Consider the following 13,193-nt stretch of genomic DNA (forward strand, 5'->3'; position numbering starts at 1 on the left):
TTCGCAATGAATGCGCAAACCCAGGATCTCGCCCTGAAGAACTCGTCGAGAGCCGCTGACAAACGCCCGACCACCACCTTCGCCGCGCTGTGGAAGCCGGCGCTGGTGCAGTCCTTCCTCAAGCTCGACCCGCGCCAGCTGCAACGCTCGCCGGTGATGCTGGTGGTGGCGTTGACCGCCGTGCTGACCACAGTACTCTGTGTGGTCGGCGGCGAGGCGGTGCCGACCTTCGTGGCCGTGCAGATCGCCGTCTGGCTGTGGTTCACCGTGCTCTTCGCCAACTTCGCCGAAGCCCTTGCCGAGGGCCGTGGCAAGGCCCGCGCGGACAGCCTCAAGGCTGGCACCCAGGGCCTGCAGGCCCTGCGCCGGAGCGCCAGCGGCAATTTCGAGAAGGTCGCCGCCAGCAGCCTGCGCAAGGGGGACGTGGTGCGTGTCGAAGCCGGCGAACTGATCCCCGGCGACGGCGAGGTGATCGAGGGCGTGGCGGCGGTCAACGAGGCCGCCATCACCGGCGAGTCCGCGCCGGTGATCCGCGAATCCGGCGGCGACCGCTCGGCCGTGACCGGCAACACCCGACTGGTGTCCGACTGGCTGCTGGTGAAGATCACCGCCAACCCCGGCGAATCCACCCTCGACCGCATGATCGCCCTGGTGGAAGGCGCCAAGCGCCAGAAGACCCCCAACGAAGTGGCGCTGGACATCCTGCTGATCGGCCTGACGCTGATCTTCCTGCTGGTGGTCGTCACCCTGAAGCCGTTCGCCCTGTTCGCCGGCGGCAACCTGCCGCTGGTGTTCCTGGTGGCGCTGCTGGTGACGCTGATCCCCACCACCATCGGCGGCCTGCTCTCGGCCATCGGCATCGCCGGCATGGACCGCCTGGTGCGCCTGAACGTCATCGCCAAGTCCGGCCGCGCCGTGGAAGCGGCGGGGGACGTGCATGTGCTGATGCTCGACAAGACCGGCACCATCACCTTCGGCAACCGTCGCTGCAGCGCGCTGCACACCGCCCCCGGCGTGCAGCCGCTGGAACTGGCCGAGGGTGCGTTCCTCGCATCGCTGGCCGACGACACGCCCGAGGGCAAGTCGATCGTGGAGTTCCTGCGGGCGCAGATCATCCTGCCCGAGCCGGAGCGCAACCGTGTGACCCCGGTGGCCTTCAGCGCCGAGACGCGCCTGTCGGGTATCGACATCGACGGGCACGTGTACCGCAAGGGCGCGGTGGATGCCGCGCTGGCCTTCGTCGGCATGGAGCGCGCGCAGATGCCCGAGAGCCTGGCCAAGGAGATCGAGCGCATCGCCCAGAGCGGCGGCACGCCGCTGCTGGTGGTGGCCGATGGCAAGCTGCTGGGCGCCATCCACCTGAAGGACGTGGTCAAACCGGGTATCCGCGAGCGCTTCGCCGAACTGCGCCGCATGGGTATCCGTACCGTGATGGTGACTGGCGACAACCCGCTCACCGCTGCCGCCATCGCTGCAGAAGCGGGGGTGGACGACGTGATCGCCGAAGCCACGCCGGAGAAGAAGCTGGCGCGCATCCGCCAGGAGCAGGGCGAGGGGCGCATGGTCGCCATGTGCGGCGACGGTGCCAACGATGCCCCCGCACTCGCTCAGGCCGATGTCGGCATGGCCATGAACGACGGCACCCAGGCCGCCCGCGAGGCCGCCAACCTGGTGGACCTGGACAGCGACCCGACCAAGCTGCTGGACGTGGTGCAGGTGGGCAAGGAGCTGCTGGTGACCCGTGGCGCGCTGACCACCTTCTCGGTAGCCAACGACGTGGCCAAGTATTTCGCCATCCTGCCCGCGCTGTTCGCCGGCATCTACCCGCAGCTGGGCGTGCTCAATGTCATGAAGCTGGCCAGTCCGCAGAGCGCCATCCTCTCGGCCATCGTGTTCAACGCGCTGATCATCGTCGCGCTGATCCCCCTGGCCCTGCGCGGCGTGCGCGTGCAGGCCAGCGACGCGTCGCAGCTGCTGCGGCGCAACCTGCTGATCTACGGCGTCGGCGGGCTGCTGGCGCCGTTCGTGGGGATCAAGCTGATCGACATGATCCTGGTCGCCATCGGTCTGGCTTGACCGGTGTAGGAGCGAGCTTGCTCGCGAACGGATTTCCCGGCAGCTCAGGCGCTCGGGCGGTTCGCGAGCAAGCTCGCTCCTACAGATCACGGCCAGCCTCGATCTGGCCGGATGCACCGAGCAACACCCTCTCCCTCTGGGAGAGGGCCGGGGTGAGGGCAATCCCTCGCTCCCAACCCAACAGAGGATCACCCAAAATGCTCAAGCAACTCCGCCCTGCCATCGCCTCGCTGATCCTGCTCAGCGCCGTCACCGGCATCGCCTATCCGCTGGCCGTCACCGCCATCGCTCAGGTTGCCTTTCACGACCAGGCCAACGGCAGCCTGGTGCGCGACGAGCAGGGCAACGTGCGCGGCTCGGCGCTGATCGCGCAGAAGTTCGACGGCGCCCAGTGGTTCCATTCGCGGCCCTCGGCCGGCGACTTCGCCACCGTCTCCAGCGGCGCCAGCAACCTTGCGCCCGGCAACCCGGCGCTGGCCGAACGCATCGCCAAGGACGCCGCCGCCCAGCAGGTCGGCGCGCAGCCGGTGCCGCTGGCGCTGGTCACCACCTCCGGCAGCGGCCTCGACCCGCAACTGCCGCCCGCCGCTGCGCTGTATCAGGTGCCGCGCATTGCGCTGGAGCGCGGCGTACCGGCGGCGAGCCTGGAAAAGCTGGTGGAAGCCAACACCGAGCGTCCGCTGATCGGCCCCGCCGTGGTCAACGTGCTGGCGCTGAACATGGCCCTGGCCAGCCAGCCTCGCTAGACTCCAGCGCCACTGCGATCCGGGCCGTGGGATGATGTTTCCTGCGCGTCTCGGGCAACCCCCTCTCCCTTTGGCGCGGGGCGCGTAGCCAGGGCTGGGGTGAGGGGCTTTGCCGGCTCACTCCAATGACATGAAGCGAGCGCCGAAAGCGCTCCGAGGATAGCCCCATGACCGACCCCAACCGCGCCGACGCCCTGCTTGCCGACTTGCCGGGCATGGGCCGTGGCCGCCTGAAGGTATTCCTTGGCGCCGCGCCTGGGGTCGGCAAGACCTACGCCATGCTGCTGGCGGCCCAGGGGCAGTTGCGCCAGGGCGTGAACCTGCGCGTGGGCATCGTCGAAACCCACGGTCGCGCCGAGACCGAGGCGTTGCTCGCCGGCCTGCCGCAGCAGGCGCTCAAGCGCTCGGTCTACCGTGGCATCACCCTGGAAGAGATGGACCTCGACGGCCTGCTGGCCGATCCGCCGCAACTGGCGCTGGTCGACGAGCTGGCCCACAGCAACGCCCCCGGCAGCCGCCACGCCAAGCGCTGGCAGGACATCCAGGAACTGCTCTCGGCCGGCATCGACGTCTACACCACGGTCAACGTACAGCACCTGGAAAGCCTCAACGACCAGGTGCGCGACATCACCGGCGTACAGGTGCGCGAAACTGTGCCCGACTGGGTGCTGCAGGAGGCCTACGACCTGTTGCTGGTGGACCTGCCGCCGCGCGAACTGCTCGAGCGCCTGCGCGAAGGCAAGGTCTACGTGCCCGAACAGGCGCGCGCCGCCATCGACGCCTTCTTCAGCCAGACCAACCTCACCGCGCTGCGCGAACTGACCATGCAGACCGCCGCCGCGCGGGTCGATGCCGACCTGGCCCATCGCTATCGCCAGCAGGGCGGCGAGGCGCCAGCCGTGCGCGGGCGCATGCTGGTCGGCGTGGACGGCGAACACAATGCCGAGCGCCTGGTGCGCCACGCCTGCCGCGTGGCCGAGCGCCGGCACCTGCCGTGGTCGCTGGTGCATGTGGATACGGGCGATGCGCGCAGCGAAGAGTCGCGCATGCAACTGCAAAACGCCCAGCAGCTGGCCGAACGTCTGGGGGGCGACGTGGTGGAACTGCGCGGCGGCGAAGTGGCGCGCACCCTGGTCGAACATGCCAAGGAGCGTCGCGCCACGCTCTTGCTGGTGGGGCGCTCGCGACAGCGCTGGCATCGCCGGCTGTTCGGCGGCGGGCTGGCGGCGCGTCTACTGCGGTTGGGCGATGGGCTGGAAGTCAGTGTGCTCGACAGCGAGGCCGATCTCGCTCCGCCGAAAGCCCGTCCGCAATCCCCCTGGCCCTGGGGCAGCTATCTGCTGGCCGCACTGGCCGCGGCGGGCGCCAGCGCGTTGGCCTGGGCCGTGGCGAGTGTCCTGGAGCTGCCGAACATTTCCCTGGTGTTCCTCGCCGCCGTCCTGCTGGTGGCGGTGCGCAGCAGCCTCGGCCCGGCGCTGGCGTGCGCGGTGCTGTCGTTCCTGGCCTACGACTTCCTGTTCATCCCGCCGCACTTCTCCTTCTCCATCCAGCGCGAAGAAGACGTGCTGACCCTGCTGTTCTTCCTGCTCATGGCCGGCCTCACCGGCAACCTCGCGGCCCGCCAGCGCCGGCAACTGCAGGCGCTGCGCGAGACGCAGGAAGAGACCAGCCAGATGCTCGAACTGTCGCGCAAGCTGACCGCCGCCACTGACCGCAAGGCAGTGATGGCCGCTGCCGCGCAGCAGCTGGGCGGCTGGGAGGGGCTGGACATCTGCCTGCTCGGACAAGCCCACGGCGAGTGGAAGGTGGAGGGAGGCCTGAGCCGCCCGCTGGACGACCAGGAACGCGCCGCCGCCGACTGGGCCTGGCAGCATGACCAGCCCGCCGGCCTGGGCACCGGCACGCTGCCGGGCGGGCGCTGGTGGTGGTGGCCGCTGTCCGGCGAGGAAGGCCCGCTGGCGCTGCTGGGCGTCAGCCCGCGCGACCGCCAGCCGTTGCCCGGCTCGCGTCGCCGCCTGCTCGCCGCCCTTGGCCAGCCGCTGGGCCAGGCCCTGGCCCGCGCGCGCCTGGCCGAGGACCTGGAGGCCGCGCGCCTGCACGGCGAAACCGAACAACTGCGCAGCGCGTTGCTGGCCTCGGTCAGCCACGATTTGCGCACGCCGCTCACTTCCATGCGCGGCGCCATCGACAGCCTGCTGGCTCTGGGTGACGCGATTCCGCCCGACGACCGTCGCGAACTGCTGGAAAGCACCCGCGACGAGGCCGAGCGCCTGGACCGCTACATCCAGAACCTGCTGGACATGACCCGCCTCGGCCACGGCGGCCTGAAGCTGTCGCGCGACTGGGTGTCGCCCGGCGACATCGTCGGCAGCGCGCTCAACCGCCTGCGCGCGGTGGTTGCCCCGTACCGCGTGGAAACCCGCGTGCCGCCCGAGCTGCCGCTGCTCTACGTGCATGCGGCGCTGATCGAGCAGGCGCTGGTCAACGTGCTGGAAAACGCCGCGCGCTTCTCGCCGCCGCAAGGGCGCCTGCGGGTGGCGGTGGAGGCGAACGAAGAGGAGCTGCGCTTCTCGGTCAGCGACGAAGGACCGGGCATTCCGCCGGCCGAGCGCGAGAAGATCTTCGACATGTTCTACACCGCCGCGCGCGGCGACCGCGGCGGGCAGGGCACCGGGCTGGGCCTGGCGATCTGCCAGGGCATGGTCGGCGCCCACGGCGGGCGGATCACCGTCGAGGACGGCATCGACGGACGCGGCACCACCCTCGTGCTGCACCTGCCGCTGCAGCAGCAGCCGGACCTGGAGCAGCTTGATGCCGCTGTCTGAAAGGCTCAAGCTGGACGGCCACGCCAGCCAGTCCAGCTTTCCGATGAACGCCAGCGCCGCCACCATCCTGGTCGTCGACGACGAACCGCAGATCCGCAAGTTCCTCCGCATCAGCCTCAGCGCCGGCGGCTACAAGGTGCTCGAAGCCGGCACCGGCGAGGAGGGCCTGGCCCAGGCTGCTCTGGGCCGACCGGACCTCGTCGTGCTCGACCTCGGCCTGCCGGACAAGGACGGCCAGGACGTGCTGCGCGAACTGCGCGAGTGGTCGCAGGTGCCGGTGCTGGTGCTCTCGGTGCGCGCCAGCGAAAGCGAGAAGGTGCTGGCGCTGGACAGCGGTGCCAACGACTACGTGACCAAGCCGTTCGGCATCCAGGAATTCCTCGCCCGCATCCGCGTGCTGCTGCGCCAGGGCGGCAGTGGCGAGACCCAGGAAGTGCTGGTCGCGGTCGGCCCGTTGAGCGTGGATTTCTCCTACCGCCGGGTGCTGCTGGACGGCGCCGAAGTCTCGCTGACCCGCAAGGAATACGCCGTGCTTTCGACCCTGGCGCGTCACGTTGGCCGGGTGGTGACCCAGCAGCAACTGCTCAAGGATATCTGGGGGCCGACCCATACCGAGGATACCCACTACCTCCGCGTAGTGGTCGGGCATCTGCGGCAGAAGCTCGCCGATGACCCGGCGACGCCGCGCTTCATCGTCACCGAGGCCGGCGTCGGCTATCGCTTGCGCGAAGGTTGATCCTTAGGATGAACGGCCTCAGTACGGGTGGGGAAACGGTTCGCCAGCAAGGACTAGGCGTCCCCCTCGGTCCTACGAAGAGCCGAGCGGCGAGGTCCTGTAGGAGCGAGCTTGCTCGCGAACCGCATGGCAGCGGATCAGCCGGTCAGTACTGATTCTCCTCCTCGTACCGATCCAGCGTGTCGCTGGCGATCTGCCGGCCGAGGGCGATCAGTTCCGGGGCCTTGTAGAACTCGAAGAAGCGGCACACGCGCTTGGGCACGTTGATCAGGATGTCCGGCGGGTATCCGGCGATCTTGTACTGCGCCAGCGAGGTCTGCATCACCTCGAAGCTCTGGTTGACCAGTTCCAGCAGGGATGCCGGGCTGCTGCTGTCGATCACCTGGCTGCCGGTGGCCGAACGCGGCGAGCCCTTGGCCAGGGGCGCGGCGGCCGGTTGCTGCATTTCCGGCTCGGCCGGTTGCTCGGCGAGGGCCGGCACCGGGTGGAGCAGGGCGTCGGGCAGCAGTTCCGGCGGCGCTTCGGCGTCGCCGCCCTGGCGGCGGAAGAAGCTGAGCTTGTTGCTCAGGCTGCCGATCACCGCGTCGAAGCGGCCCATGAGGGCTGGCGGGCGCTCGATCACCGGCAGCGAATACTGGCGCTGGTTGGTGGCGTTGAGGTTGACCGCGACGATCAGGTCGGCGTGGGTCGAAACCACCGGGACGATCGGCAACGGGTTGAGCAGGCCGCCGTCCACCAGCATGCGCGAGCCCTGCATGACCGGGGTGAACAGGCTGGGGATCGCCGCCGAGGCGCGCATGGCCTGGTGCAGGCAGCCTTCCTGGAACCAGATTTCCTGCTGGTTGGTGAGGTCGGTGGCGACGGCGGTGTAGGGAATCGGCAGATCCTCGATATCGACCTCGCCGAGCATCTCGTGGATCTTGCCGAAAACCCGCTCGCCACGGATGGCGCCGAGGCGGAAGCTCACGTCGAGCAGGCGCAGCACGTCCAGGTAATCCAGGCTCTCCACCCAGTCGCGGTACTCTTCCAGCTTGCCGGCGGCGTAGATGCCGCCGATCACCGAACCCATCGAGCAGCCGGCGATGCAGACGATCTCGTAGCCGCGCCGTTCGATCTCCTCGATCACGCCAATATGCGCGTAGCCGCGCGCTCCGCCGGAACCGAGCACCAGCGCAATCTGTTTTGACATCGGGTAATTCCCCCCTTGCGAAACATTTCGACGATACGCCCGGGGACAAGCGCCGCCAAGGTCGGCTTTGCTAGAATTGTCGCCTGTTTTTCCTTCGCCGGAGTCCGCGATGAGCGAACCGATCCGCCTGACCCAATACAGCCACGGCGCCGGCTGTGGTTGCAAGATTTCCCCCAAGGTCCTGGAGGTCATCCTCGCCGGCAGCGGCGCGCAGAACCTTGACCCGAACCTTTGGGTGGGCAACGCCTCGCGCGATGACGCTGCTGTCTATGCTATCGACGCCGAGCGCGGCGTGGTGTCCACCACCGACTTCTTCATGCCGATCGTCGACGATCCCTTCGACTTCGGCCGCATCGCTGCCACCAACGCCATCAGCGATATCTATGCGATGGGCGGCGACCCGCTGATGGCGATCGCCATCCTCGGCTGGCCGGTGAACGTGCTGGCGCCGGAAATCGCCCGCGAGGTGATAGCCGGCGGCCGCAAGGTCTGCGACGAAGCCGGCATCCCGCTGGCCGGCGGCCACTCGATCGACGCGCCGGAGCCGATCTTCGGCCTGGCGGTGACCGGCATGGTCGAGAAGCGCTTCATGAAGCGCAACGACACCGCCAGCGAAGGCTGCAAGCTGTACCTGACCAAGCCGCTGGGCATCGGCATCCTCACTACCGCCGAGAAGAAGGCCAAGCTGCGCGCCGAGGACGTGGGCCTCGCCCGCGACTGGATGTGCACCCTGAACAAGCCGGGCGCGCGTTTCGGCAAGCTCGACGGGGTGAAGGCGATGACCGACGTCACCGGCTTCGGCCTGCTCGGCCACTTGGTGGAAATGGCCGACGGCAGCGGCCTGACCGCGCGCATCCGCTACGATGCGGTACCGCGCCTGGCCAGTGTCGAGCACTACCTGGAAGCCGGTTGCGTGCCCGGCGGCACCCTGCGCAACTTCGACAGCTACGGCGAACGCATCGCGCCGCTGCCGGAGCTGCACAAGCTGCTGCTGTGCGACCCGCAGACCAGCGGTGGCCTGCTGGTGGCCGTGGCGCCGGAGGGCGAGGCGCAGTTCCTTGCCGCCGCCGGCGAGCTGGGCCTGGACCTCGCGCCCATCGGCGAACTGGTCGGCCGACAGCGTCACGCGGTCGAGGTGGCCTGATGCGCGACAACACCCGCCACTACCGCGAGCTGTTCCTCGGCGACGTTAAGATGATGGACGTGCGTGCCCCGGTCGAGTTCGACAAGGGTGCCTTCCCGCACACCGTGAACCTGCCGCTGATGAACGACAGCGAGCGGCAGAAGGTCGGCACCTGCTACAAGCAGAACGGCCAGCAGGCGGCCATCGCCCTGGGCCACGAGCTGGTCATGGGCAAGCTCAAGGCCGAGCGCATCGAGGCCTGGGCGGCGTTCGCCAAGGCGAATCCCGAAGGTTACCTGTACTGCTTCCGCGGCGGCCTGCGTTCGCAGATCACCCAGCAGTGGCTCAAGAGCGAGGCCGGTATCGATTACCCGCGTGTGGTCGGCGGCTACAAGGCGATGCGCGGCTTCCTCTTCGACACTACCCAGGCGGCGGTGGAAGAGTGCCAGTTCGTGCTGGTGGGCGGCCTGACCGGCACCGGCAAGACCGAGGTGATCGCCCAACTGGCCAACAGTCTCGACCTGGAAGGCCACGCCAACCACCGGGGCTCCGCCTTCGGTCGCCGTGCCACGCCGCAGCCGGCGCAGATCGATTTCGAGAACCGCCTGGCCATCGACATCCTGAAGAAGCGCCACGCCGGCATGGAGCAGTTCGTGCTGGAAGACGAAGGCCGTATCGTCGGCAGCTGCTCGGTGCCGCTGGAGCTGTACCAGGGCATGCAACGTTACCCGCTGGTGTGGCTGGAGGACCGCTTCGAACAGCGTGTGGAGCGCATCCTCAAGGATTACGTGATCGACCTGTGCGCCGACCACATGCAGGTGGTCGGCGAGGAGGGTGGTTTCGATTCCTTTGCCGCCTACCTGCGCAAGAGCCTGTCGGGGATCGTCAAGCGCCTGGGTGGCGAGCGCTACCAGCGCCTGGCGGCGATCATGGATGCCGCCCTGGAAGAGCAGAAGCGCAGCGGCGCGGTGGACCTGCACCGGGGCTGGATCGTGGGGCTGCTGGGCGAGTACTACGACCCGATGTACGCCTTCCAGCGCGAGAGCAAGGATTCGCGCATCGAGTTCCGAGGCACCCAGGACGAGGTGGTCGAGTACTTGCGTTTCCGCGCGGAACGCTGAGTCCTCAGGGCGCGCGCCAGAGGCCGATGCGGCGCGCCCGCGCTTCCTGTTCCTCGAACGCGTACTGGCCTTGCTCCTCGGCGTCCTGCTCGTCGGCCGAGCGCCAGCGCGCCAGGCCGACGCTCAAGAGCGCGCGCCCGGCATCCAGGGTCTGGCCGCAGCCGGGGCAGTCCGCCGGTTCGACCCAGACGGCTGCGCGCAGCGTGCCGTCCGCTTGGCGTTGCGCCGCGCGCAGGCTGGCCGTCCGGCCCAGGGCCAGCCGTTGCAGGGTTTCCCGGGCACGCTGGGCGAATGGCTCGTCCGGCGCCTCGATGCCGCGCAGATGGATGCTCCGGGACAGGCCGTCGTCGCCCCGGCAGGTGAGCCGGTCGCCGCTGTCGATGGCGCTGACCCGGCACTGTTCGTGCGCCAGCGCGGCGCCGGACAGGGAGAGCAGCAGGATGGAAAGAATGCGTCGCATGGGGCCTCCGCCGGATGAGCGCCAGCATAACCGCTGGCGCTCGCTCGCGGGGCGCCGGTTCACTGGATCAGGCGCATCACCTCTTCGCTGTAGCGCCCGCCCGTGGCGGCCCCGGCGGGGAAGATGGCGTCGATCCCGGCCAGTTCCCCGGCGCTGAGCTCCAGCGCCAGGGCGGCGACGTTTTCTTCCAGGTACTTGCGCTGCTTGGTGCCCGGAATCGGCACCAGATGCTCGTCCTGTGCCAGCACCCAGGCCAAGGCCAGTTGCGCGGGCTTCACACCACGGGCGTTGGCCAATTCGCCGATTTTCTCCACCAGTTGCAGGTTTCTGGCGAAGTTTTCCCCGCTGAAGCGTGGGCTGGAGCGGCGGTAGTCATCCTCGGCGAAATCTTCCGGGCTTTTCAGCGCGCCGGTGAGGAAGCCGCGCCCCAACGGGCTGTAGGGAACGAAGCCGACGCCGAGGCGGCGGCAGGTGTCCAGTACGCCGTTTTCCTCCGGGTCGCGCGTCCACAGCGAGTATTCGCTTTGCAGGGCGGTGATCGGGTGGACCTTGTGGGCGCGCTCCAGGGTGTCGGCCGAGGCTTCGCTCAGGCCCAGGTAGCGTACCTTGCCGGACCGTACCAGCTCGGCCATGGCACCGACGGTCTCCTCGATGGGTACCCCGGGGTCGACACGGTGCTGGTAGTAGAGGTCGATATGGTCGGTGCCCAATCGTCTGAGGCTGCCTTCCACGGCCTCCCGCACATACTCGGGGCGGCCGTCGGCGCCGCGGCTCGTGGGCTGGTCGGGGTTGCGCAGCAGGCCGAACTTGGTGGCCAGGAATACCTGCTCGCGCTTGCCTTTCAGCGCCCGGCCGAGCAGCGCTTCGTTGGTGTGCGGACCGTAGACGTCGGCGGTGTCGAACAGCGTGACGCCCAGTTCCAGGGCGCGGTGCAGGGTGGCGACGGATTCCTTCTCGTCGCTGCCGGTGGTGTAGAAGTCGGACATGCCCATGCAGCCGAGGCCGATGGCGGAAACGCTGGGGCCCTGGGGGCCGAGGCGACGGGTCTTCATGCTGGATTCTCCGGAAAGTGGGGCGCGGATTCATTCTTGTTGTTTGACATGCATGGATAAACCGGCTGCTTGTGGTTTAACTATTTGGCGTGAATGAATAATCGGAGCGTCGTCATGGATCGTCTGCAGGCCATGCAGGTGTTCACCCGCATCGTCGAGCTCAGGGCCTTCGGCAAGGCGGCGGACAGCCTGCAACTGCCGCGCGCCAGCGTGACCCAGCTGATCCAGCAACTGGAGGCGCACCTCGGCGTGCAACTGCTGCGGCGCACCACCCGCCAGGTCAGCATCACCGCGGATGGCCAGGCCTACTACGAGCGTTGCGTGCGGCTGCTGGAGGACCTGGAGGAGGCGGAGAACTGCTTCTCCGATTCACCGGACAACCCGCGCGGTAAATTGCGTGTCGACCTGCCCAGCTCGCTGGGACGGCTGGTGGTGATCCCGGCGTTGCCGGCGTTCTGCCGCCGCTACCCGCAGGTCGAACTGGAACTGAGCCTCAACGATCGCCAGGTGGACCTGGTGCGCGAGGGCGTGGATTGCGTGCTGCGCGCCGGCGAGCTGCCGGACTCCAGCCTGGTGGGCCGGCGCATCGCCGAGCTGGAGCAGCTCACCTGCGTGAGTCGTTCGTACCTTGCGGAATATGGCCGGCCGGCGCATCCGGATCGTCTGGCCGGGCACCTGGCGGTGAATTACCAGTCGGCGTCCAGCGGGCGCATCTTCGACCTGGAATTTCGTTTCGACGGCGAGCTGCGCACCACCCGGTTGCCGAGCCGGATCACGGTGAACAACGCCGATGCCTATATCGCCGCCTGCCGTGCCGGTTTCGGAATGATCCAGGCGCCGCGCTATCACCTGTGCGACGGGCTGGCCAGTGGCGAGCTGGTGGAGGTGCTGGAGCAATGGCGGCCACCGCCGCTGGCATTGAGCGTGTTGTATCCGGTGCGGCGGCAGATGTCGCGGCGGTTGCGGGTGTTTTCCGATTGGTTGGCGCAGTTGTTCGCGGAGCGGAGTGGGTAGGCGCGGTTCCGTAAGGGTTCGCGAGCAAGCTCGCTCCTACGAAGAGCGGGACGCCAACCTGTAGGACCGAGGGGGACGCCCAGTCCTTGCTCGCGAACCTGCCGTGCTCCGGAATATTCATCCGCATATCCGAGCGTTCCACTCAGGCAAGCCGTGCTAGGATTTGCCCCCGGCCCCGATTCCTCGGGCGGCGTTGGCACTGTGCCAGCGCTACCACCCCTCACCAGAAGGATCCAAGCAATGGCTCAAGTCACCCTCAAGGGCAATCCGGTTTCCGTCGATGGCAAGCTGCCGCAGAAAGGCGAGCAGGCTCCGGCCCTCGCGCTGGTCGCTGGCGACCTCTCCGACGTCACCCTGGAAAACTACGCCGGCAAGCGCAAGGTGCTGAACATCTTCCCCAGCGTCGACACCCCGACCTGCGCCACCTCCGTGCGCAAGTTCAACGCCGAGGCCAGCAAGCTGGCCAACACCGTAGTGCTGTGCGTTTCCGCTGACCTGCCGTTCGCCCAGGCGCGCTTCTGCGGCGCCGAGGGTCTGGAGAACGTGGTCAACCTGTCCACCCTGCGTGGCCGCGAGTTCCTCGCCAACTACGGCGTGGCCATCTCCAGCGGCCCGCTGGTCGGCCTGGCTGCCCGCGCAGTCGTGGTGCTGGACGAGCAGAACAAGGTGCTGCACAGCGAGCTGGTTGGCGAGATCGCCGACGAGCCGAACTACGCCGCCGCCATCGCCGCCCTGGCCTGACGCCGCCGCTTTCGTGAGAAAGCCGGGCCGACCCGCCAGGGTCGGTCCGTCAGGTCGGGAACCCTTCCGGCCAATCCGGGTCGCAATGCCCCGGCAATTCGTAACTCCCG

At 68.4% G+C, this 13,193-nt stretch carries 11 protein-coding genes; 8 read left to right on the forward strand and 3 right to left on the reverse strand.

Translation table 11 applies throughout. From position 1 onward, the window contains the following. Positions 1-6 precede the first annotated feature (6 nt). The 4 genes from kdpB to H681_RS10035 all read left to right on the forward strand — a co-directional run bounded on the left by kdpB (position 7) and on the right by H681_RS10035 (position 6,383). A complete protein-coding gene (gene kdpB, locus H681_RS10020) occupies positions 7-2,076 on the forward strand; it encodes a potassium-transporting ATPase subunit KdpB (protein ID WP_015476735.1) in 2,070 nt (689 codons plus the stop codon). Positions 2,077-2,273: 197 nt separating this feature from the next. After that, positions 2,274-2,822, forward strand: coding sequence for a potassium-transporting ATPase subunit KdpC (gene kdpC, locus H681_RS10025; protein ID WP_015476736.1), 549 nt, complete (start codon positions 2,274-2,276; stop codon positions 2,820-2,822). 167 nt (positions 2,823-2,989) lie between these two features. After that, positions 2,990-5,647: a sensor histidine kinase gene (locus H681_RS10030; protein WP_015476737.1), complete on the forward strand. Its 2,658-nt coding sequence runs from the start codon at positions 2,990-2,992 to the stop codon at positions 5,645-5,647. Positions 5,648-5,690: 43 nt separating this feature from the next. After that, positions 5,691-6,383, forward strand: a complete 693-nt coding sequence (locus H681_RS10035) for a response regulator (protein WP_015476738.1) — start codon at positions 5,691-5,693, stop codon at positions 6,381-6,383. Between the two features lie 145 nt (positions 6,384-6,528). Here H681_RS10035 and H681_RS10040 read toward each other — a convergent pair whose 3' ends face one another. After that, entirely contained in the window at positions 6,529-7,572 is a 1,044-nt protein-coding gene (locus H681_RS10040) for a patatin-like phospholipase family protein (RefSeq protein WP_015476739.1), read from the reverse strand. Positions 7,573-7,681: 109 nt separating this feature from the next. Here H681_RS10040 and selD point away from each other — a divergent pair, with 109 nt between their 5' ends. Further along, positions 7,682-8,716 (forward strand): selenide, water dikinase SelD, encoded by a 1,035-nt coding sequence (gene selD, locus H681_RS10045; RefSeq protein WP_015476740.1) that lies wholly within the window; start codon positions 7,682-7,684, stop codon positions 8,714-8,716. Next, the gene (gene mnmH, locus H681_RS10050) at positions 8,716-9,816 is read left to right on the forward strand and encodes a tRNA 2-selenouridine(34) synthase MnmH (RefSeq protein ID WP_015476741.1); all 1,101 of its coding nucleotides are present in this window, start codon (positions 8,716-8,718) and stop codon (positions 9,814-9,816) included. The genes selD and mnmH overlap by 1 nt, the downstream gene beginning before the upstream one ends. A gap of 4 nt (positions 9,817-9,820) precedes the next feature. Here the strand turns inward: mnmH and H681_RS10055 are convergent, their stop codons facing one another. Together H681_RS10055 and H681_RS10060 are read right to left on the reverse strand one after the other, a co-directional pair. Further along, entirely contained in the window at positions 9,821-10,276 is a 456-nt protein-coding gene (locus H681_RS10055) for a thermonuclease family protein (protein ID WP_015476742.1), read from the reverse strand. A 59-nt stretch (positions 10,277-10,335) separates the two neighbouring features. Further along, the gene (locus H681_RS10060) at positions 10,336-11,328 is read right to left on the reverse strand and encodes an aldo/keto reductase (RefSeq protein ID WP_015476743.1); all 993 of its coding nucleotides are present in this window, start codon (positions 11,326-11,328) and stop codon (positions 10,336-10,338) included. Positions 11,329-11,442: 114 nt separating this feature from the next. On the opposite strand from H681_RS10060, the gene H681_RS10065 reads away from it, so the two are divergent. Together H681_RS10065 and tpx are read left to right on the forward strand one after the other, a co-directional pair. Next, complete coding sequence (locus H681_RS10065; RefSeq protein ID WP_015476744.1) at positions 11,443-12,342, forward strand: LysR family transcriptional regulator; 900 nt, start codon at positions 11,443-11,445, stop codon at positions 12,340-12,342. Positions 12,343-12,582: 240 nt separating this feature from the next. Then, a complete protein-coding gene (tpx, locus tag H681_RS10070; RefSeq protein ID WP_015476745.1) occupies positions 12,583-13,083 on the forward strand; it encodes a thiol peroxidase in 501 nt (166 codons plus the stop codon). Positions 13,084-13,193 lie beyond the last annotated feature (110 nt).

It is taken from the genome of Pseudomonas sp. ATCC 13867 (assembly GCF_000349845.1).
In the GTDB taxonomy this organism is placed as follows: Bacteria; Pseudomonadota; Gammaproteobacteria; order Pseudomonadales; family Pseudomonadaceae; genus Pseudomonas.

What these genes read in the sequence shown, in the direction of transcription:
- kdpB (WP_015476735.1), top strand. Translation starts at nt 7, where the DNA reads ATGAATGCGCAAACCCAGGATCTCGCCCTGAAGAACTCGTCGAGAGCC.
- kdpC (WP_015476736.1), top strand. Translation starts at nt 2,274, where the DNA reads ATGCTCAAGCAACTCCGCCCTGCCATCGCCTCGCTGATCCTGCTCAGC.
- H681_RS10030 (WP_015476737.1), top strand. Translation starts at nt 2,990, where the DNA reads ATGACCGACCCCAACCGCGCCGACGCCCTGCTTGCCGACTTGCCGGGC.
- H681_RS10035 (WP_015476738.1), top strand. Translation starts at nt 5,691, where the DNA reads ATGAACGCCAGCGCCGCCACCATCCTGGTCGTCGACGACGAACCGCAG.
- H681_RS10040 (WP_015476739.1), bottom strand. Translation starts at nt 7,572, where the DNA reads ATGTCAAAACAGATTGCGCTGGTGCTCGGTTCCGGCGGAGCGCGCGGC.
- selD (WP_015476740.1), top strand. Translation starts at nt 7,682, where the DNA reads ATGAGCGAACCGATCCGCCTGACCCAATACAGCCACGGCGCCGGCTGT.
- mnmH (WP_015476741.1), top strand. Translation starts at nt 8,716, where the DNA reads ATGCGCGACAACACCCGCCACTACCGCGAGCTGTTCCTCGGCGACGTT.
- H681_RS10055 (WP_015476742.1), bottom strand. Translation starts at nt 10,276, where the DNA reads ATGCGACGCATTCTTTCCATCCTGCTGCTCTCCCTGTCCGGCGCCGCG.
- H681_RS10060 (WP_015476743.1), bottom strand. Translation starts at nt 11,328, where the DNA reads ATGAAGACCCGTCGCCTCGGCCCCCAGGGCCCCAGCGTTTCCGCCATC.
- H681_RS10065 (WP_015476744.1), top strand. Translation starts at nt 11,443, where the DNA reads ATGGATCGTCTGCAGGCCATGCAGGTGTTCACCCGCATCGTCGAGCTC.
- tpx (WP_015476745.1), top strand. Translation starts at nt 12,583, where the DNA reads ATGGCTCAAGTCACCCTCAAGGGCAATCCGGTTTCCGTCGATGGCAAG.